Raw genomic sequence first — 20311 nt, 5'->3', positions numbered from 1 at the left:
TGAAGACCAGTTTCTTCCAACAGTTCGTCAAGCGCTTGCTGCCTCGGGGTGCATCCCTGGATGCTGGCCGAATGGCCAGTCAACGCACCGGAACCCACCGACTACTGGATTTCCGACATGCCCGCCGACACGCCGCTGAAAACACTCGTCAGGCTCGCCAAAATGCGCTGGCGGATCGAACGTGACTACGGCGAACTGAAAACCGGATTCGGCCTCTCCCACTTCGAAGGACGCTCCTTCAACGGCTGGCACCGCCACGTCACCCTCGTCACCGCCGCCCACCTCTTCATTACCCGGCTGCGGCTCACGAACCCAAAAGCAGCCGGGGCAGCCTGAGCCTCTACGGCATCCTCAAGGAACTCCAACGAGTGATCGCCGCATGGCCCGGCTACTGCCCGTCCTGCCGTCCACGAGCCCCAACCTAACAAAGTACTAGGCGGCACTCGCGGCTCTTACGGAAGGGTCGCGAGCGGTAGGTATTGGTACCGTCTCCCGGCTGATGCCCTAAGCGCGGGCAAGAACGGGCCTCGGAACCACTCCCGCACCCCGCTGGGGCCAGCTCGACCTTGTCCGTAAAGTCCCTGCCGCGTCCAGCACCGGCGGCCCTGCCCTACTGTTCTAGCCCCTGCCGCGGCTGGGTTTCCTCGAGGAACTGCACCGCGGCGAACAGTTCGAGCCGGTCGCGCATTCCGTCCAGGTTCAGGCCCAGGATGCGACCGGCTGCGCCCACGCGGTTCCGCAGGGTGTGGCGGTGGACGCCGAGGCGCCGGGCGGTCTTGTCCCACACGCAGTCGTTCGCGAACCATTCCCGCACGGTGGCCAGCAGCTCCGTACGCTCCGCCGCATCATGGGCGATGAGCGGCTGCAGCAGTCCGCGGGCCACCGGCCCGGCCTTTTCCTCGCGCAGCAGACCCAGCATCCCGCTGTTGGACAGTTCGGAAAACTCGACGGCTGCCCTGCCGAGTTCTGTTGCGCGCCGCAGCGCGCGGCTGGCTTCTTCGAGGGCACCGGGCAGCGCTTCCATGGTGGTTTGGGAGGAGATGCCGCAGGGGCCGTGCCGCTGCAGAAGTTCGAGGACCTTGTCCTGGTGCTGCCGCCCGGCCAGGACTACCAAAAGGTCGCTGCGGAGGGCATAGAACACGGCGCCGCGGTAGTCATCGGCCAGTAGCTCCAGTGCTTCGAGCAGGTTCGGCGCCGGGTTCTCCTGACGTGAGGCAGTCACGAACAGTGGCTCGCGGGGTAACTGTCCCCAGACCTGCCGGGCTGTTCTGGCGGCGACTTCGGTACTGCCGGCCACCAGCTGCTCGAAGACGCCCGCGCGGAGATGCCTGCGGGCAGTGTCCAGGGTGCGGGCCTGCTCGAGCGCCAGGCTGGCCAGGCCGATCACGCTGTTGACGATGTCCGTCCTGGCCGGGTCGAGCGGTTCGATTGCGCCCAGAACCAGGACGCCGCGCAGGCTGCCTTTCCGGCCGAGGGTCTGCAGCGTCACCGGCTGGCCCCCGATATTCAGGTGCGAGGCGGACCGTGTTCCCTGGTCCAGTGCAGCGCGAACCTTCGCTGTGACTTCGGCGGCGATGTTCGAGGGGACCGGGCGGTTCCTGGGCATTCGGACGTAGTTTCCGGCAGCGTCGTAGAGCGCTACCCAGCTGTGGAGCTGCCGCTCGAGCTCGCCGAGGATCGAGGTCAGCCCGTCGGGGCGGAGGGCGGCGCGGGAGATGGCGCGCTGTGCCTGCAGCGACCATTCCGCGCGCGAATGCTCCTCCCTGGCCAAATAGTCGGCGACCATGCGGATGATCGCGATGAAGGGTGTCCTGTCCGGGACCTCCAACAGCGGCAGCCCGTGGTTCCGGCAGGCGTCCTCCAGCGCCGGGGGCAGCGTCCCGTGGATCACCTGCGTGGCGAAGCCGAGGCCCGCAATGCCGTGCCCCCTTAGACGGCCCACGTATTCGTCATACTTGCGGAACTCTCCCTCGGCCGGGAACTGAGTGCCGTCGGTGAGCAGCAGCTGTCCGGCGTCCAGGAACGGCGTGGGGTCCTCCAGATCGGAACTGTGGACCCAGCTGATTGGCTCGTCGAGCTGCGGCGCTCCGAGGTCTGGGGTGATCAGCCGCAGCCTGAGGGAGCGGCTTCGAAGCAGGACATTGAGGCTTGGCGGCATAGCGGCTTCCTTGCTGATGTTGAAATGTCGAACAGATTCGAAGATTTCGTACAAACGTACACTGCCTTCGCAGGCAAGGTGAACGGATGATGAGGGGAAGCCGACTTCACAACTTCCCGAAAGGAACCCGCCATGGTCGCCATTCCGGCAACCCTGCCCGCAGCAGACACCAGCGCCACAGCCGCGAACGGAACACCCAGCAATGCCGACGTCGTCGCCCTGGACCGCGCGAACGTTTTCCACTCCTGGTCCGCGCAGAAGTCCCTAAACCCGATGGCGATCGCCGGCGGATCCGGCAGCACCGTCTGGGACCATGACGGCAACACCTATCTGGACTTCTCCAGCCAGCTGGTAAACACCAACATCGGCCACCAGCACCCCAAGGTCATCGCGGCGATCGCCCGGCAGGCCACCACCCTCGCCACCGTCGCACCGGCCCACGCCAACCACGTCCGCGCCACGGCGGCCGCCAAGATCCTGTCCCACGCACCTGCCAACATGGAGAAGGTCTTCTTCACCAACGGCGGCGCGGACGCGAACGAGAACGCCATCCGCATGGCCAGGCTGCACACCGGCCGCGACAAGATCATCTCCCGCTACCGCTCCTACCACGGCAACACCGGCGCAGCGATCGTCGCCACCGGGGACTGGCGCCGCATCCCCAACGAATACGCCCGCGGCCACGTCCACGTCTTCGGCCCCTACCTCTACCGCTCCGAGTTCTGGGCCGAAACGCCGGAACAGGAAACCGAGCGCGCCCTGCACCACCTGCGCCGTGTCATTCAGGCCGAAGGCCCCCAGTCCATCGCCGCGGTCCTGCTCGAAACCGTCCCCGGCACCGCTGGCATCCTGCTTCCCACCCCGGGCTACCTCGAAGGCGTCCGCGCACTGTGCGACGAATACGGCATCGTGATGATCCTAGACGAGGTCATGGCCGGCTTCGGACGCACCGGCGACTGGTTCGCCTTCGACGCCTTCAACGTCACCCCGGACCTCATCACCTTCGCCAAGGGCGTGAACTCCGGCTACGTCCCCGTGGGCGGCGTCATCATCTCCGGCGACATCGCCGCCACCTTCGACGAGCGCGTCTTCCCCGGCGGCCTTACCTACTCCGGCCACCCCCTCGCCGCAGCCTCCGTCGTCGCGTCCATCGAGGCCTTCGAGGAAGAGGACATCGTGGGCAACGCCGCCCGGATCGGACGCGACCACCTTGGGTCCGGCCTCCGCGCCCTCGCCGAAAAGCACAACGTCATCGGCGAAGTTCGCGGCCGCGGCGTCTTCTGGGCACTCGAACTCGTCCAGGACCAGGCCACCCGGACCCCCGTCACCACCGACTACATGGGCCGGCTCAAAGGCGAACTCCTGCGCCTGGGCCTGCTGCCCTTCATCGCGGACAACCGCCTCCACGTCGTCCCGCCCGCCATCGTCACACCCGACGAGGTAGTTCAGGCACTGGCCATCTACGACCAGGCACTCACCGCCGTCCCGCGCTAATTGACCCGTGCCTTTTGTAAGCCGGGCTGCAGGGTGCCATTGGCCTAGACGGTTCCTTCCTCCGTAAGGGGTCGGAAACACCGGTATTAGCCCGGCGGGGGAAGAGCGCGGGTAACACAGCCTTCGATTTTAGTAAGATGAAGCACCCTATACGGATGACAGGAAAAGCGGCTTGCAACCGGAAGAGACCCGGTTGCGAGCCGCGACGGAGCGATTCTGGTTAGTGGCGCCGCTTGCACAGTGCTGACAGGGGGGGCATGAGAACTTCGGTATCGACGAATCCGACTCGAACGTTGGAGGGAGTCAGTGCGAGGGCGGCTGGAGACCCTCGCGTCCTTTCGTTACACGCTATGTACCTCGCCGGCCGCATCTTTCTGCTCCCAGCCAGTCTCTGCCCTCATCCTTGCATCACCTCTTTTCTTAGCGCTCGTCAGCGCGTGCCCAACGAAGGACACCATTTATGACCGACGTTCTCTGGTTTTCGGACCTTGGCCTGACCGACCTTGACCAGGTTGGCGGTAAAAATGCTTCTCTTGGTGAGATGGTTCGTAGTCTCGCCTCGGCTGGGGTGAAAGTTCCGGACGGTTTCGCGACGACGGCCGATGCCTATCGGCGGTTCCTCACCGAGACGGGGCTGGATGCCCGGATCGAAAATATTTTGGATGGCCTGGACAGCGGCGATGTGGCCGCTTTGGCCCGGGTCGGCCGGCAGATCCGGGATTTGATTCGCGGCACAGCGTTCCCGGCCGGTTTCGAGGAGGAAATCCGTGCCGCGTACTCCCGCCTGACGGAAGAACATGGCGGTGATGTGTCGTGGGCCGTGCGTTCGAGCGCCACGGCAGAGGACTTGCCGGACGCTTCCTTCGCCGGGCAGCAGGAGACGTTCCTGAACATCCGGGGCATCGACAACATCCTCCTGGCGATCAAGGATGTCTTTGCCTCGCTCTACAACGACCGGGCCATCGCCTACCGCGTCCACCATGGCTTCACGCATTCCGAGGTCGCGCTGTCGGCTGGTGTCCAGCGCATGGTCCGCTCCGACGTCGGCGCGTCCGGCGTCATGTTCACCATGGACACCGAGACCGGATTCAACGACGCCGTCTTCATCACCTCCTCGTACGGGCTCGGCGAAGCAGTGGTCCAGGGTGCTGTGAACCCGGACGAGTTTTACGTCCACAAACCCGCGCTGTCCGCCGGCCGGCCCGCAGTCCTGAAACGGGGGCTGGGGGAGAAGGCCGTGCAAATGGTCTACACCGACTCCGGCGAGGTCGGCAGGACCGTGGACTTCGTGCCCGTCCCGGCCGAGCTGCGGGCCCGGTTCAGCCTGACGGATGCCGAGGTCGAGCAGCTCGCCCGGCACGCCCTGGCCATCGAAGCACACTACGGCCGTCCCATGGATATTGAATGGGGCAAGGACGGCGTGGACGGGGAACTGTACATCCTGCAGGCCCGCCCGGAGACGGTCGAGTCCCGCAAGGCCGCCGGCACCACCTCCCGGTACACCCTGACGGAACGCTCGAATGTCCTGGTGGAGGGCCGGGCGATCGGGCAGCGGATCGGCGCCGGGCAGGTACGCGTGTTGTCCTCGATTGACCAGATGGCGTCCTTCCAGGAGGGGGATGTGCTGGTGGCGAACATGACGGACCCGGACTGGGAGCCGATCATGAAGAAGGCCGCCGCGATCGTGACCGACCGGGGCGGGCGGACCTGCCACGCGGCCATCATCGCCCGGGAACTGGGCATCCCGGCCGTCGTCGGGACCGGGTACGCGTCCCAGATCCTGACGGACGGGGCCCCGGTCACGGTGTCCTGCGCCGAGGGCGAGGCCGGGCTGGTGTATGAAGGGTTGCTGGAGTACACGCTGCAGGAGACCAGCCTGGAGACCATGCCCGCGGCGCCGGTGAAGATCATGATGAACGTCGGCACCCCGGAACAGGCGTTCAGTTTCGCCCGCCTGCCCCACCACGGCGTCGGGCTGGCCCGTTTGGAGTTCATCATCAACCGCCAGATCGGCATCCACCCCAACGCGGTGCTGGCCGCGGCCGGGGAGATCGACCGGCCGGCGGCCCTGGATGACCACACGCTGCGGCTGATCCGGGACAAGACCGCAGCCTACGACGGGCCGCGGGACTACTACGTGCGGCGCCTGGCCGAGGGCATCGCCACGATCGCGGCGGCGTTCGCCCCGGAACCGGTGATCATCCGGCTCTCGGACTTCAAGTCCAACGAGTACGCCAACCTGCTCGGCGGCCCGGCGTTCGAACCGGCCGAGGAGAACCCGATGATCGGGTACCGGGGCGCGTCCCGGTACCTTTCGGCATCCTTCCGGCAGGCGTTCGAACTGGAATGCGAGGCCATCAAGTACGTGCGCAACGAGATGGGCCTGTCCAACATCAAGCTCATGGTCCCGTTCGTGCGCACCCTGGACGAAGCCCGCGGTGTCACAGAGTTGCTGGCCGCGAACGGGCTGCGCCGTGGTCAGGACGGGCTGGAGATCGTGATGATGTGCGAACTGCCCGCCAACGCGCTGCTCGCCGAGGAGTTCCTGGAGTACTTCGACGGGTTCTCCATCGGCTCCAACGACCTGACCCAGCTCACCCTCGGCCTGGACCGCGACTCGGCCCTGGTCGCCGGCGGGTTCGATGAACGCAACCCCGCGGTCACCCGGTTGCTGGAGATGGCGATCGACGCGTGCCGGGCCAAGGGCCGGTACGTGGGCATCTGCGGCCAAGGCCCCAGCGACCACCCGGACTTCGCCGAATGGCTCCTGGCGAAGGGCATCAGTTCGATCTCGCTGAACCCGGACGCCGTGACCGAGACCTGGCTGCGCCTGGCCCGCACCGGCACCGCGGTCTAGTGACGGACCCCCACCCGAGCACGACGGGGGCGGGCGGTGTGTCCGCCCCCGTGGTGTTCTTCCTCTCCGACAGCACCGGCATCACCGCCGAAACCCTCGGCAACACCCTGCTGACCCAGTTCCCGGCCCACCGGCTGGAACGGCGGACCATCCCGTTCATCACCACGGTCGAGCACGCACAATCCGTTGTTGCCCTCATTGACCAAGTTGCCGCGGCCGGGCCGCGGCCGGTCATTTTCTCCACCACCGTCAGCCCGGACGTGCGTGCCGTGCTGGCCCGAAGCGCCGGGCATTTCTTCGACCTGTTCGGTGCCCACCTTGGACAGCTCGAACACGCCCTTGGAACCGCGGCCAACGGCATCCCCGGCCAGGCCCACGGCCTCGGAGACCAAGTGCGCTACCAGTCAAGGATGGCGGCCGTTGAATACGCGATAGAGCACGACGACGGCCAATCCCTCCGAGCGTTGGAACGGGCCGAACTGATCCTCATCGCCCCGTCACGCTGCGGCAAAACACCGACCACCATGTACCTGGCCCTCCAGCACGGCGTCCTCGCCGCCAACTTCCCCCTCATCGAAGAAGACTTCACCACCCTGGCCCTGCCCACACCCCTGCGGCCGTTTGCAAGCAAGTGCTTCGGCCTCACGTCTCAGCCCGTCAGGCTCAGCCAGATCCGCCAGGAACGCCGCCCCGACAGCAGCTACGCCTCCCTGGCCCAATGCGCCTACGAACTGCGAAACGCCGAGGACATGTACCGGGCCAACAACATCCCCTACGTCAATTCCGCCACCATGTCCGTCGAAGAAATCTCCGCCACCGTTCTCCAACGCATGCAGCTTCACCACTAAAGGCTGCACGCTTCACGTCCCTAGCCATCCAGCCGCCAGAACCACGTCAAGAGACGCACCGACACTGGGCGGGTTTGACCGCAAGAGGATGCAGGCCTTTTCTCTGGCAGCCTCCTTAGAGACCTTGGCCAGCCACCGACTGTATGAAGGCAATGACAGGCGAGAGACGCAAGATTCATCATGCCCGCGTAAACGCCTAGTTCGAATTTCGGCCACCGAGCCGCAACCCGACACGCGCCCGTCGTCTACTAGGCGAAGAGAGGCCTGAGGTTGGGCCCCAGCGTTTCGCGATCACGCGGTTGTGGCGCAGGTCCGTCAGGACGCCGGCCGCTGGGACTATATCTTCTCGCTCATCAAGAACTTCCGCACCCGCGGCCCGCGGTTCGTCCTGCCGGATCGGGCCCAGGTCACCATGACGGCCCCGTTCATGCGGGCCTACACCGAACAGCTGGTGCGCGCGTGCCACAAGCGTGGCGCCATGGCTGTTGGGGGCATGGCTGCCGCGGTTCCCAACCGTAAGGATGAGGCTGCCAACGCCAACGCCTTCGAGAAGGTCCGTGCCGACAAGACCCGCGAAGCGAACGATGGCTTCGACGGCTCCTGGGTGGCGCACCCGGACCTGGTGCCGGTCTGCCGCGAAGTGTTCGATTCTGTCCTGGGTGATAAGCCGAACCAGCTGGACCGGCTGCGGGAAGACGTCACCCGGGACGACCGCGCGCTGATCAACGTCGCCGCGACGCAGGGCACCATCACCGAGCAGGGCACCCGGAACAACATCGAAAGTAGGCATCCGCTACATCGAGTCCTGGCTCCGCGGCAACGTTGCGGTGGCCATCCACAACCTGATGGAGGACGCCGCCACCGCGGAGATCTCCCGCTCGCAACTCTGGCAGTGGATCTACTCCCGGGCCATCACCGACCACGGCGGGATCATCAGCCGGGAATGGGTGGGAGGAAAATGCTGGACGAGGAGTTTGCCCAGCACGAACGCTTCGACGGGGACCGCTTCGAAGACGCCCGCGACATCTTCGAAGAAGTCACCCTGAGCCAAGACTTCCCTTCCTTCCTCACCCTTCCCGCCTATGCCCGATACCTCACGGAGACCCGGGAAAGGGCAACGGTGGAGGAACTGTCAATGGCTTAGGAGAGCGTCGGTCAGACCGTAACCATACGTCGCACCAGGAGAGACTCTCCGAAGCCGACAATATGGGCTGACCGCGACTCTGGCAACGAGGTCGGAGTTTCGCTCCGCGTCCCGCTTTGGCAAGCGGGACGCGGAGCGTTCGTATGTACTCCGCCCAATACGCCGTATCCACTCTTGTGTGCGGCCACCAAACAAACGCGCTGGACGGGCAGTACCTGCCAATCAGCTGAGACAGCTACCTATAGGAGCCCAACCGATGGTTTTCTCTGCAAGGGAGAACGGAAGTTCGGAATATGGCACGCCGGCACTTACAAAGTCGGCAAACGCTGAAAGAGAGCCACAGCTTACTGCAGAAAGCACCCCTCAAATTGCAGACCCTAACGCGACAACGCTTGGCGCCCCATTCATTGTCAGCTGCGGTGGCGGGGACAGTCCTACTGCCGCTCCAGTAGAAGAAGATTTGTGCAGCAGCTGGCTCCAGGAAGTGCCCTGCTGATGCGGAGCAGAGCTTCCAGTTTTGGCCAACTCCCTTGGCTACGCGGGAATCCCTCTTATCTGCCTAGACGGGCGCGTGCAGGGGGCAGTGTCGCCCACACCCGCCGCGCAGACCGGCAAGGCCCTGGCAGGTGCTGTTTGGGTCACGATTCCCGGCTCACCAACTAGATTGTCATCGCCGACTCGGCTGGCAAGCCACACGAGTGTTCAAGGACATTCCAGATCTTCCACCTCCACGGCCGTTCAACAGTGCCTTGGTCCTCGGGTCGGGGCTGGTATCCCCGGCGCTCCAGGGTGAGGCCTCCGTTAAGCTCCTGGCCAATCTGGATTAGGTACTCGGCATAATCCTCGTGCTCTCGTTCCTCGTCCGGCAGGAAGGTTCCGGAACGCGGGCATCGCAATAAGGGCCGAAACCCGTCAAAGCGGGTTCCGGCCCTTATGTGTAAGCGGGACGGACGGTGAAGGATCAGGCCCTCAAAGGAAGGCCTGACCGGGCCGTTTCGATGCCTTCGAGGACGCGAAGGGTGACCTCATCGATGGTGCCGGTGCCATCCACTTCCACCAAACGTGTACGTTCTGCATATTCGGACAGCATGAGTTTGGTTTGTTGGTGGTAGAGGTCGAGCCGGTGTTTTATGACGGTGGCGGTGTCGTCGGTTCGGCCGGATTCTGCCGCCCGGGACAGAAGTCGGGCAATGAGCTCGTGATCGGGAACTACCAACAGCAAGGCAGCATCAATTTGCTGCCCCATGGGGCTGAGAATGCCATCAAGATAACTGACCTGAGCCTTTGTCCGAGGGTACCCGTCCAGGAGGAATCCTGATTCGACATCATCTGCCAGCAGGCGTGCCCGGACCATCTCGTTCGTGATGGCGTCAGGGACAAAGTCACCGTTGTCCATGTAGGCCTTCGCTTCCTGTCCCAACGGGGTCAGGTTCTTGACATTGTCGCGGAATATATCGCCGGTTGAGATGGCCGGGATGCCAAGCTGCTCCGATACGCGTGCGGCCTGTGTGCCTTTTCCCGATCCGGGTGCGCCAACAATCAACAATCTCATGTTCGATCCTTTGTACTTGACGGGCGGTCAATCTGACGTGGTTTCGGCAGGTCCCACTCATAGCGGGCAAAAACTTCCTGGCCCCGTGATCTTTCAACCATTTCCCGCGGCCAAGGCCATTCGGCCGATAGCCAGAGAATGGAATTGTCGGGCATGACAGCCTCCACGACGCCGCGGCGCACTAGCCGGCCACACTGCCGGATCTCTACGTGCTGGCCCACGAGTCGTTCCCAGTCGGGTTGCAGGTGCAGGTCCAATTGGTGCTTTCCTTTCTTTAGAGGCTGGCTGCTCAAAGAGAGGTGGCGGGGCGCCGAAGCGTTGCGATAAGTGATGATCCGGGTGACCATCCGGCGCCCCCGCCACCAGTTCAGGGGATGAACGGTGGATTTCAGACGGAGCGTTCGTCTACACCGTTATAAGCACTCAGCGGTCGGATGAGTGAGTTGGAGGCCAGTTGTTCCATGATGTGTGCAGTCCAGCCGGTGATCCGGCTGGCAACGAAGATTGGCGTAAACGTCGGTGTGTCAAAGCCCATGAGGTGGTAGGCGGGGCCGGTCGGATAGTCGAGGTTGGGCTTGATGGCTTTGGCCTCATCCATGGCTTGTTCGAGCCCGTTGTAGAGTCCCAGGAGTTCAGGACGTCCGTAATGCGCGATCATCCTGTCCAGAGCGGCCTTCATGGTGGGGACGCGGGAGTCGCCGTGCTTGTAGACGCGGTGTCCGAAGCCCATGACTTTCTTCTTCTGGGCCAGTGCGTCTTCCATCCATGTTTTGGCCCGGACCGCTGCTTCCTCCAGGGATTCCTCGGGACGGATGCCGATTTCGTCGAAGGTGTGCATGACGGCTTCGTTCGCGCCGCCGTGCAACGGCCCCTTCAACGCGCCGATCGCAGCGGTTACGGCGGAGTGCAGATCGGACAGCGTGGAGGTGACCACGCGGGCCGTAAAGGTCGAAGCGTTGAAGGAGTGCTCGGCGTAGAGGATCATCGAGACGTTGAATGCCTCGGCCACGTCCTCTGCAGGCTCTTCGCCGAAGGTCATCCACAAAAAGTTTGCGGCGTAACCGAGATCGTCACGTGGTTCCACGACCCCCTGGCCGCGGCGGCGCCGTTGGTCGTACGCCACCACAGCCGGCAAGGCAGCGAAGAGATCCATCGACTTGGCCAGATTCGCTTCCGCTGAGGAGTCGTCTGCCAAGGGGTGGCAGGCACCCATAATAGATGTGGCCGTCCGACAAACATCCATTGGGTGAGCCGTCAGCGGAAGCATGTCGATGGCCGCCTTCACAACTGGGCTAAGTGCTCGCCCAGCCCGTTCTCGGGCGCTGAATGCTGTAAGTTGCCATTCGTCGGGAAGTTCGCCGTTCCAGAGAAGGTAAGCGACTTCCTCGAAGCTGCATTTGGCAGCCAACTCCTGGACCGGATAGCCGCGATAGAGGAGCGAGTTGGTGTCCGGATTGACCTTGGAAACGGCGGTGTAATCGACCACTACACCGGCGAGGCCCTTGTTGATTTCAGTGGTTGCAGATTTCACTACACGTCCTTGTCTGAGGAAGGGAAACGAATTTCATTTAGCGAAGACCAGGTATCTGGAAGTTGAATACGCCGGAGTCGAATTTGTTGTACGCCTCGTAATCGAGCAGGTCGTAAAGGCGTGAACGGGTCAGCATCTGCGGAACGCGCACCTCCTGGCTTCCCAGGCTCCCCAAAGTTTCCAGGACCTGTTCAGCAGCGCCCATCGCCATGCGCAGCAGCGTGACGGGGTAGATGACCATATTCACGCCGACCCGCTGGAGCTGGTCGACGGTGAAGAGGTCGCTCTTGCCGAACTCGGTCATGTTGGCCAGGATCGGCACGTCGACGGCGTCGCGGATGGCCCGGAACTCGTGAAGGTCGCGCATGGCTTCGGGGAAGATCGCGTCTGCCCCCGCATCCACCAAGGCCTTGGCGCGGTCCTTGGCTGCGGCAACTCCTTCTACTGCGCGGATGTCGGTGCGGGCCATGATCAGGAAGTTCTCATCCCGGCGGGCGTCCGCTGCTGCCCTGATCCGCTTGGTGGCGGTGTCGAGGTCCACGACGTTTTTGCCGTCGAGGTGCCCGCAGCGCTTGGGGTTGAACTGGTCTTCGATGTGGCAGCCGGCGAGGCCGGCGTTTTCGAGTTCCTGGACAGTCCGGGCGACGTTCATGGGTTCGCCAAAGCCGGTATCGGCATCCACGAGTGCCGGCAGGTCGGTCATGCGCGCGATCTGCCCGGCCCTGGTGGCGACTTCGGTGAGGGTGGTGAGGCCGATGTCCGGCAAGCCAAGGTCATTGGCCAGGACGGCTCCGGAGATGTACACCCCGGCGAAGCCCTTCTCCTCGATCAGTCGCGCGGAGAGCGGGTTGAACGCGCCGGGGAACTGCTGAACCGTTCCTGAATTCAGCAGTTCACGGAGCTTGCGGCGTTTCTGTTCGGAGGTGACTTTGGAGTACAGCATCAAAAGAGTCCCTTGGGAGCGTTGCGCAGGTCGATGACGCCGGGTGCGGCGGTGATGTTGAGCTGGTCCAGTTCACCGGCGGCCAGTTCCGGGAGGCGTTCGACGGCGGTGAGGAACCTTTCGATCTCCGCCTCCTCCACGTGGCCCTTGGCCAGCGTGCGGAACTTGTTCACGTACTGCTCGCGGGTGAACGGCCGGGCGCCGAGCGGGTGGGCGTCCGCCACGGCGATCTCGTCCCCGATGACGGTGCCGTCCGTGAGCGTGATCTCCACGGAACCGCCGAAAGCCTTCTCGGAGATGTCCAGGGAATGGTAGCGGCGGGTCCACTCGGGATCCTCCACCGTGGACACCTTCTGCCACAGCTCCACAGTGTCGGGGCGGGCGGCACGCCCGGGGGAGTAGGAATCCACATGGTGCCAGGCCCCGTCTTGCAGCGCCACGGTGAAGATGTACGGGATGGAGTGGTCCAAGGTTTCCCGGCTGGCCGTCGGATCGTACTTCTGCGGGTCATTCGCACCGGACCCAATCACTACGTGGGTGTGATTGCTCGTGCGAATAACCACTGAGACGACATTGTCAGCGTTCTTCAACTCCGGATACTCGTTATGCAGTTTGCGGGCGAGGTCGATCCAGGCCTGGGCCTGGTACTCGGCGGAGTGTTCCTTGGTGTAAGTGTCAAGGATGGCCCGCTTGGCTTCACCGTCTTCGGGCAGCGGAACCTGGTACGAGGCGTCCGGGCCGTCCAGCAGCCAGGCGATCACGCCGTCTTCGCCTTCGTAGATCGGAACGGGGGAAGTCTGCCCGCGCATGGAGCGGTCCACTGCTTCCACGGCCATTTTCCCGGCGAAGGCGGGGGCGTGGGCTTTCCAGGTGGAGATTTCGCCCTTGCGGGACTGCCGCGTGGCGGTGGTGGTGTGCAGGGCCTGGCCGACGGACTGGAAGATCGTTTCGACGTCGAGCCCCAGAAGCGTACCGATGCCGGCAGCTGCGGAGGGGCCAAGATGGGCCACGTGGTCGATCTTGTGCTTGTGCAGGCAGATCGCCTTCACCAGGTTTACCTGGATTTCATAGCCGGTGGCGATGCCCCGGATCAGGTCCGCGCCGCTGGAGCCCACGTGCTGGGCAACGGCCAGGATCGGCGGAATATTGTCACCGGGGTGGGAATATTCGGCGGCCAGGAAGGTGTCGTGGTAGTCCAGTTCCCGGACCGCCACACCATTTGCCCAAGTCGCCCATTCCGGGGAGACGCGCTCTTCGATGCCGAAGACCTTGGCGCCTTTGCCGCCGCTGGACGGGCTGTGCGTGAGGGCCTGTGCCCGGGCCGCGATAATCGGTGCCCGGTTCAACGAGGCAATCGCCACGGAGGCATTGTCAATGATCCTGTTGATGACCATGTCCGTCACCTCTGTTGTGACCTCCACGGGATCGGCGGCGATCACAGCGATCTTGTGCGCCAACTGCTCCTCACGAGGCAGGTTCTCTTCGGACCTGTACACGCGGACGTGATTGTTCTTAACCATGATGCTCTTCTCGGTGGGTCGCTCTGATATGGGTGAGGCTGCGGTGCAAGTGAACGGTGGTGGCAGCCGCTGCCAAACGGCTGTTCCCCGCTGCTATGGCTGCGGCAATGGCCGCATGCTCTGCGGCCGCGGCTTCGAGCCGGGCCGAATCGTCGGCCGCCAGGCGCCGAATGCGGACCAGATGGACGCGCAGGCCGCGCATGGCGTGGATCAGGTAGGAATTCGAAACGGCCGCGTCAATTGCGTCATCCAACTCTCCTGCCAGCGCGTAGTAAGCGTGGCGGGCGGAGTCTTGAGGACTGAGCAACTCCGGAGCCGTAAGAAACCTGGCGTGAAGGTGTTCAAAAATTCTTGGGTTTCCGCGTTGCGCTGCAAGAGCCGCCGCTCGACACTCCAATGTCTCCCTGAGATCGAAAAGCTCGTTGATGTCATCAAGCGATATGTCCGTGACGACGACTCCACGCCCACCTGTAGTGGTTGTGAGTCCCTCGGCGCTGAGGCGTCCCAGCGCTTCACGGACGGGAGTGCGGGAGACGCCCAACCGTTCCGATTGCTCTACTTCCGCTAAGACGGTACCAGGGGCCAACCGCCATTCGATGATGTCCTCACGCAACGCTGCGTAAGCCCGTTCGCTTGCTCGCATAATTCCAATGTATACACAGATGGCTGATTGGACCATAGAAAGAGCAAGAACTGTTCTTAATGTATACACCGGGAGCCGCTGCCCCTTGGGGCGGCAGAGCATTCGCAGCTGGTGCGGGAGTGTCCCACTCGCCCTGGCTCGGCAACTGAGCAGCCCCTGCGGACCGGCCTGGAACTTATTGACGTGATCTGGGTCATGATTTACGATATCTATCGAGCGTTCGAATGACGCTTCAGTGGAGATTTGAGTTGGAGGAAGCCCATGGCACGCGACCCTCGTTATGATGTGCTCTTTGAGCCCATTGCCGTTGGTCCCAAGGTGGCGAAGAACCGCTTTTGGCAGGTCCCCCAGTGCAACGGCGCGGGATCGGACAAGCCGGGAATGCAGGCGGCGCACCGCGAAGTGAAGGCTGACGGCGGATGGGGCGTCATCTTCACGGAGTCGTGTGCCATCACACCGGACGCCGATCAGCAGCCGGCCGGTGTGACTGCCCGCCTATGGGACGAAGATGACGTACGTAACCTCAGTCTGATGACGGAGCGCGTTCACCTGTACTCGGCACTGGCAGGTGTCGAACTCAAGCACGGTGGTTCACTTGCTCAGAACGCCGAGTCCCGTTTGCCGGCGCGAGGCGTGAGTCAGATCCAGAACGACCTGCGCCCGATGTCCGTGCCGCACGAGATGTCGATCGAGGATATTCAGCAGCTTCGAGCCGACTTTGTGGCGGCCGCGCTGCGCGCCCAGCGCGCGGGTTTCGATCTGATCAGCATTTACGCCGGCGTTGCGTCGCTTCCCGCGTACTTCATATACCCGTTCTACAACAAGCGGACTGACGAGTACGGCGGATCGTTTGAAAACCGGATCCGACTGCTGCGGGAGGTCGTCAACGACATCAAGGCGGCAGTGCCCGAGTGCGGTGTTGGTTTGCGCTTTGCCATCGACACCCTCGACGCCCCGTACGGGTATGGTGACCAGGGTATCCGCGCCGCCGATGAGGGTATCCGTGTCATTGAGGCGCTGGATGCGGATGTCGACTACTGGGACATCAACATTGGAAGCGTGAACTGGGGCGAGGACGCTGCCTCTTCACGCTTCAAGGACACGAACTACGAGGCTGAGTACACCCGCATTGCGAAGACTGTCGCCAAGAAGCCGGTCGTCAATGTCGGTCGCCTCACTGACCCCAACGTGATGGTTGCAGCGATCACCTCCGGCCAGTGCGACTTCATCGGTGGCGCCCGCCCTGCGATCGCCGATCCGTTCATTCCGGCGAAGATTGAGGCGGGTCGTGTTGACGAGATCCGTGAATGCATCGGCTGCAATGTCTGCATCTCGCGTTGGGAAATCGGCCCCGCGCCCATCTGGTGTACGCAAAACGCGACCGCGGGCGAGGAATACCGCCGCGGCTGGCACCCGGAACGATTCGAAATCGCCAGCAATGCCGACAGCCTGGTCCTGGTTATCGGCGCCGGACCGGCCGGTATGGAATGCGCGACCGTTCTCGGCAAGCGCGGCATGGCAGGCGTCCACGTCGTGGACGCGGCGCCACGTCTGGGAGGGCACCTAAGCTGGGTCTCTCAGCTCCCCGGACTTGCCCAGTGGGGGCGTGTCACGGACTACCGGCAGATTCAGATCGACAAGCTCGACAACGTTGAGTTCATCCCGAACCGGATGATGTCCGCACAGGAGGCACTGGACTACGGCGCCGACTACGTGGTGTTCGCAACTGGATCGAGTTGGTCGCGTGAGGGCCTGAACGGTCAGACGCAGGCTCCATTGCCTGGTTGGGACCAGGCGAACATCATGACACCCGAGGACCTGATTAAGGACCAGATGCAGCCCGTCGGAACCGACGCCGTGGTCTACGACACCGACGGCTACTACATGGGCGCCTCAGTCGCTGAATCGTTGGCGAAGCAAGGTATCCGGGTCACCTACATCACGCCGCAAGACACGATGGCCCCTTACATGCGCAAGACGCTCGAAGAACAGCGGATGTATCAGCAGCTCGTTGCGCTGGGCGTTCGGATCCTGACCCAGACAACGCTGGTCTCCCTCGAGCAGGACGCGGTGAACGCAAAGCACAACTGGAATGGCGTGGAGGAGCGGATTACGGCCTCCATGGTCGTGCCCGTGACGCAGCGGCTCTCCGATGACTCCGTCTATCAGGAAGCCCTCCGCCTGTGGAACAAAGAGGACTCCGATGTGAAGGGTATTTACCTCATCGGAGACGCCTACGCGCCGGGCATGATTGCCCAGGCCATCTTCCAGGGTCACCGGCTCGCCCGTGAGTTCGACAGCCCGGACCCCAACGTTCCGCTGCCCTACATCCGTGAACGGCAGCTCGCGGACCCCTCCGCTTACCGATTTGGTGAACCGCTTCCACTGGAGGTTCTGCGCTCGAACCGGGCGTCCGCGCCGGTCGCGGGCAGGCCCTAATGCCCCTTTTCGCCGCTTCTATGCGGCGGCACGCATGCGTACCTAGGACAAGGAGCTGATCGATGAAGATCGTCGTGCTCATAAAGGATGTGCCCGACACCTACGGTGATCGCCACCTCGATATTGAGACCGGGCTGGCCGCCCGGGACCGGAGCGAGCGAGTACTCGATGAAATCGGGGAACGCTCACTCGAGCTGGCCCTCACCCTGGTCGAGGCGAATCCGGACACCGAGATCGTCGCGCTGTCGGTCGGTCCCGACAGCGCGGCGGACTCCCTCCGCAAGGCGCTGGCGATAGGCGCCCACCGGGCCGTGCACGTCGTGGATGAAGGAATGCACGGTGCCGATATCGTCATGACCGCGGAGGTCATCGCCGCGGCGCTTCGGAGGATCGGCTTCGATCTCGTGATTGCGGGAAACCTGTCCACCGACGGATCAGCCGGCGTGATCGCCGCGGCGGTCGCCGAGCTGCTCGAGGTTCCACAGCTCGCCGCCCTGTCCTCAGTCGAACTGGCCGACTCCGTCGTTCGAGGCTCCCGGGCCGCCGACGAAGGCACCGTGACCGTGATGGCGCAACTCCCCGCTGTGGTGTCGGTAACCGAGGCGCTGCCCGACGCCCGGTTGCCGAACTTCAAGGGCATTATGGCGGCGAAGAAGAAGCCGCTCGAAACCCTCTCGCTCGACGAGCTGGGCATCATCGCGGACGCACCTGACGTGCCCCGTTCCATCCTGGTCTCGGTCGCCGTACGGCCCCCGAGGGCTGCTGGAGTCAAGATCGTCGACGACGGGACCGCGGCCGAACGGCTGGCCGACTTCCTGGTGGAGAACGGGCTGGTGCAGGCATGAGCGACGCAATCCTGGTGCTCATCGAAACCGCAGCAGACGGCTCGATCGCGAAAACTGCCGCCGGCCTCCTTGGCGCAGCCGATTCGATCGGCACGCCGATCGCGGTCGTGACTTCCGCCGCACTCGCCGAGCAGGCCGCCTCACTCGGTGCCTCGCGGGTGCTCGTCGCGTCGATCGACGAACGCGCTCTCAGCGTGCCCGTGGTCGACGCCCTCGAGGCTGCGGTTGCCGCGTACCGGCCGGCGGCGATCCTCATCCCCAACTCGGTCGACGGACGCGACGTCGCAGGGCGCCTTGCAGCGCGGACCCGATTCCCGCTGGCAGCGGATGCCGTCGGCGTCGACCGGGACGAGGAGGGCGTCGTCGCCCGCCACTCGGTCTTCGGCGGCACGTATGACGCCGCCTCCGCGGCCACGTTCGGGCCATTGATCGTCACCCTTCGGCAGGGCGCGATTGATGCACGGGCGGCTGCGCGTCCGCTCGTCTCCGAGGTGCTTGAGGTCAAGAACTCCGGAAAACCCGCGGCCTCTGTCGAAGAGTTCGTCCCTCTCGCAAGCGATTCGGCGCGACCTGAGCTCAAGGGAGCCGCACGAGTGGTCGCCGGTGGCCGAGGGTTCGGTTCACGACAAAGCTTCGGGCTCGTCGAGCAGCTCGCCGATGTCCTGGGGGCTGCGGTTGGGGCCTCGAGGGCCGCGGTCGACGCCGGCTTCATCCCCCATCCCCACCAGGTGGGGCAGACCGGCGTCTCGGTTTCGCCTCAGCTGTACCTCGCAATCGGCATCTCGGGAGCCATCCAGCATCGAGCTGGCATGCAGACCTCAAAGACGATCGTCGCGATCAACAAGGATACGGACGCACCCATCTTCGATATCGCAGACTTCGGCATCGTCGGCGACCTGTTCAGCGTCATCCCGCAGCTCATCGATGCAATCGAGGCCCGGAAGCAATGAGCATCCAACAGATCCGTCGCGGGCTTCCACGCATCGCAGGGGGCCCCGCATGGCCTCCGGGCGATGCTCCGCTACCGCGGGCCGCAGCGCCGACACCGTCCGAGGTGACAGGCACCGATCCCCTGGTCCCGCCGGCGGGTTCGCCGGGCGCGACGATCAGCGATCCGGTGTCACCTGTCAAGCTAAGTGCCCCGACCGCCGCCGGCGCCCGCCAGAGGCGTGGACTGCCGCGGGTACCAGGGGGAGACCCGTGGCCCGCAGACCGTGATATTCCAACATGTGCGCTCGAAGCGCCGGCTGAGCCGGCCGCGCGTTCAATCGGCGAATTACAGGAAGCGCCTCCGAATGACCGGAGCCCTGCCCGATCACAGGAAGTCAGCGTCAACCGAGGAGCCGCGCGCGCGAAGTCCTCTGAGCCGAGACGCTTCCGCGGCCGCACGGTCAGTGAGTGGGTCGGTCCGGCAATGCGAGGCCTCATATCCCTTCTGGTGCTGGCTGCGGTGGTCGTGTTCGGGGCGCGCTGGATGATCGAGACCGCACCGCTGCAGGTCTTCCTCCATGACCACCCTGGCGAGTACCCGCTCCCCGAGTCGGCCCCCGTCGGCATCCCTGCCTGGTTGAGCTGGGCACACTTCTTCAACGTATTCCTGATGATCCTGATCATCCGCACCGGCCTGACCATCCGTACTGAGAAGCGTCCGGCGGCCTATTGGACGTCGAGAAGGAACCCGGGAAACAGAATCAGCCTTACCGCCTGGTTCCACCAGGCGCTCGACCTGCTTTGGATCGTGAACGGTTTCGTGTTCATCGCACTCCTTTTCGGCACTGGGCAGTGGATGCGGGTCGTGCCCACGAGCTGGGAAGTTTTCCCGAACGCGCTGTCAGCGCTCCTCCAGTACCTTTCGCTCGACTGGCCGACAGAGGATGGCTGGGTCAACTACAACAGCCTGCAGCAGCTCGCCTACTTCTCCACGGTGTTCCTCGCCGCCCCGCTCGCCGTAGTGACCGGAGTGCGGATGTCCGGCCTGTGGCCCGCGTCCGCCAAACGTCTGAGCCGCCTCTACCCTGTCGAAGCGGCCCGCGCGATCCACTTCCCGGTGATGCTCTACTTCTGTGGGTTTATTTTCATCCATGTAGCCCTCGTACTGTCCACCGGAGCCCTGCGCAACCTTAACCACATGTACGGCGGCCAAGATGCGGTCAACTGGACCGGGTTCTGGATCTTCTTCGGGTCGATCGTCATCATGGCCGTAGGCTGGATCGCCGCCCGACCACTTGTCATCGCCCCCGTTGCGTCGCTGTTCGGGAAGGTCAGCCGGTAACACGAACGGGCCTCGTGAGGCCCTTTCCGATGCCTAGCCAGGAGTGCATCCAGGCGCAGCAATGT

At 63.9% G+C, this 20311-nt stretch carries 13 protein-coding genes and 2 pseudogenes; 9 read left to right on the top strand and 6 right to left on the bottom strand.

Annotation, left to right across the window (positions count from 1 at the left end; translation table 11 throughout):
• Nucleotides 1–57: 57 nt before the first annotated feature.
• Nucleotides 58–336, top strand: a pseudogene (locus ABCW42_RS21780) (transposase); the annotation flags it as partial.
• 274 nt (nt 337–610) lie between these two features.
• Here the strand turns inward: ABCW42_RS21780 and ABCW42_RS21775 are convergent.
• Nucleotides 611–2158 carry a PucR family transcriptional regulator gene (locus ABCW42_RS21775; protein WP_423185037.1) on the bottom strand — a complete coding sequence of 516 codons (1548 nt, stop codon included), beginning with the start codon at nt 2156–2158 and terminating at the stop codon, nt 611–613.
• A 132-nt stretch (nt 2159–2290) separates the two neighbouring features.
• Between ABCW42_RS21775 and ABCW42_RS21770 the strand changes: the two genes are divergently transcribed.
• The 4 genes and pseudogenes from ABCW42_RS21770 to ABCW42_RS21755 all read left to right on the top strand — a co-directional run.
• The gene (locus ABCW42_RS21770) at nt 2291–3652 is read left to right on the top strand and encodes an aspartate aminotransferase family protein (protein WP_423185036.1); all 1362 of its coding nucleotides are present in this window, start codon (nt 2291–2293) and stop codon (nt 3650–3652) included.
• Between the two features lie 460 nt (nt 3653–4112).
• Complete coding sequence (ppsA, locus tag ABCW42_RS21765) at nt 4113–6509, top strand: phosphoenolpyruvate synthase (RefSeq protein WP_423185035.1); 2397 nt, start codon at nt 4113–4115, stop codon at nt 6507–6509.
• Nucleotides 6509–7357 carry a pyruvate, water dikinase regulatory protein gene (locus ABCW42_RS21760; RefSeq protein ID WP_423185034.1) on the top strand — a complete coding sequence of 283 codons (849 nt, stop codon included), beginning with the start codon at nt 6509–6511 and terminating at the stop codon, nt 7355–7357. Before ppsA ends, ABCW42_RS21760 begins: the two co-directional genes overlap by 1 nt.
• Before the next feature lie 286 nt (nt 7358–7643).
• A pseudogene (locus tag ABCW42_RS21755) lies at nt 7644–8501 on the top strand (malate synthase A); the annotation flags it as partial.
• A 961-nt stretch (nt 8502–9462) separates the two neighbouring features.
• Here the strand turns inward: ABCW42_RS21755 and ABCW42_RS21750 are convergent.
• The 5 genes from ABCW42_RS21750 to ABCW42_RS21730 all read right to left on the bottom strand — a co-directional run bounded on the left by ABCW42_RS21750 (nt 9463) and on the right by ABCW42_RS21730 (nt 14690).
• The gene (locus ABCW42_RS21750) at nt 9463–10047 is read right to left on the bottom strand and encodes an adenylate kinase (protein WP_423185169.1); all 585 of its coding nucleotides are present in this window, start codon (nt 10045–10047) and stop codon (nt 9463–9465) included.
• Nucleotides 10048–10441: 394 nt separating this feature from the next.
• Nucleotides 10442–11584: a bifunctional 2-methylcitrate synthase/citrate synthase gene (locus ABCW42_RS21745; RefSeq protein WP_423185033.1), complete on the bottom strand. Its 1143-nt coding sequence runs from the start codon at nt 11582–11584 to the stop codon at nt 10442–10444.
• Nucleotides 11585–11621: 37 nt separating this feature from the next.
• A complete protein-coding gene (gene prpB, locus ABCW42_RS21740; RefSeq protein WP_423185032.1) occupies nt 11622–12527 on the bottom strand; it encodes a methylisocitrate lyase in 906 nt (301 codons plus the stop codon).
• A complete protein-coding gene (locus tag ABCW42_RS21735; protein WP_423185031.1) occupies nt 12527–14047 on the bottom strand; it encodes an MmgE/PrpD family protein in 1521 nt (506 codons plus the stop codon). Before ABCW42_RS21735 ends, prpB begins: the two co-directional genes overlap by 1 nt.
• Nucleotides 14040–14690 (bottom strand): GntR family transcriptional regulator, encoded by a 651-nt coding sequence (locus ABCW42_RS21730; RefSeq protein ID WP_423185030.1) that lies wholly within the window; start codon nt 14688–14690, stop codon nt 14040–14042. The genes ABCW42_RS21735 and ABCW42_RS21730 overlap by 8 nt, the downstream gene beginning before the upstream one ends.
• 261 nt (nt 14691–14951) lie before the next feature.
• Between ABCW42_RS21730 and ABCW42_RS21725 the strand changes: the two genes are divergently transcribed.
• From ABCW42_RS21725 to ABCW42_RS21710, 4 genes are all read left to right on the top strand, one after another.
• Nucleotides 14952–17129, top strand: a complete 2178-nt coding sequence (locus tag ABCW42_RS21725; protein ID WP_423185029.1) for an FAD-dependent oxidoreductase — start codon at nt 14952–14954, stop codon at nt 17127–17129.
• Between the two features lie 62 nt (nt 17130–17191).
• Nucleotides 17192–17974 (top strand): electron transfer flavoprotein subunit beta/FixA family protein, encoded by a 783-nt coding sequence (locus tag ABCW42_RS21720; RefSeq protein WP_423185028.1) that lies wholly within the window; start codon nt 17192–17194, stop codon nt 17972–17974.
• Nucleotides 17971–18924 carry an electron transfer flavoprotein subunit alpha/FixB family protein gene (locus ABCW42_RS21715; RefSeq protein WP_423185027.1) on the top strand — a complete coding sequence of 318 codons (954 nt, stop codon included), beginning with the start codon at nt 17971–17973 and terminating at the stop codon, nt 18922–18924. Before ABCW42_RS21720 ends, ABCW42_RS21715 begins: the two co-directional genes overlap by 4 nt.
• A 464-nt stretch (nt 18925–19388) precedes the next feature.
• Entirely contained in the window at nt 19389–20246 is an 858-nt protein-coding gene (locus ABCW42_RS21710) for a cytochrome b/b6 domain-containing protein (protein ID WP_423185026.1), read from the top strand.
• The last annotated feature ends 65 nt before the right edge of the window (nt 20247–20311 follow it).

Origin of the sequence: Arthrobacter sp. NyZ413 (genome assembly GCF_049390645.1) — a bacterium.
GTDB lineage: Bacteria > Actinomycetota > Actinomycetes > Actinomycetales > Micrococcaceae > Arthrobacter.
Note: the sequence above shows the minus strand (reverse complement) of the source record. Positions and strands in the feature narration are given on the sequence as shown.

What these genes read in the sequence shown, in the direction of transcription:
- ppsA (WP_423185035.1), top strand. Translation starts at nt 4,113, where the DNA reads ATGACCGACGTTCTCTGGTTTTCGGACCTTGGCCTGACCGACCTTGAC.
- ABCW42_RS21725 (WP_423185029.1), top strand. Translation starts at nt 14,952, where the DNA reads ATGGCACGCGACCCTCGTTATGATGTGCTCTTTGAGCCCATTGCCGTT.
- prpB (WP_423185032.1), bottom strand. Translation starts at nt 12,527, where the DNA reads ATGCTGTACTCCAAAGTCACCTCCGAACAGAAACGCCGCAAGCTCCGT.
- ABCW42_RS21715 (WP_423185027.1), top strand. Translation starts at nt 17,971, where the DNA reads ATGAGCGACGCAATCCTGGTGCTCATCGAAACCGCAGCAGACGGCTCG.
- ABCW42_RS21775 (WP_423185037.1), bottom strand. Translation starts at nt 2,158, where the DNA reads ATGCCGCCAAGCCTCAATGTCCTGCTTCGAAGCCGCTCCCTCAGGCTG.
- ABCW42_RS21710 (WP_423185026.1), top strand. Translation starts at nt 19,389, where the DNA reads ATGCGAGGCCTCATATCCCTTCTGGTGCTGGCTGCGGTGGTCGTGTTC.
- ABCW42_RS21735 (WP_423185031.1), bottom strand. Translation starts at nt 14,047, where the DNA reads ATGGTTAAGAACAATCACGTCCGCGTGTACAGGTCCGAAGAGAACCTG.
- ABCW42_RS21770 (WP_423185036.1), top strand. Translation starts at nt 2,291, where the DNA reads ATGGTCGCCATTCCGGCAACCCTGCCCGCAGCAGACACCAGCGCCACA.
- ABCW42_RS21730 (WP_423185030.1), bottom strand. Translation starts at nt 14,690, where the DNA reads ATGCGAGCAAGCGAACGGGCTTACGCAGCGTTGCGTGAGGACATCATC.
- ABCW42_RS21720 (WP_423185028.1), top strand. Translation starts at nt 17,192, where the DNA reads ATGAAGATCGTCGTGCTCATAAAGGATGTGCCCGACACCTACGGTGAT.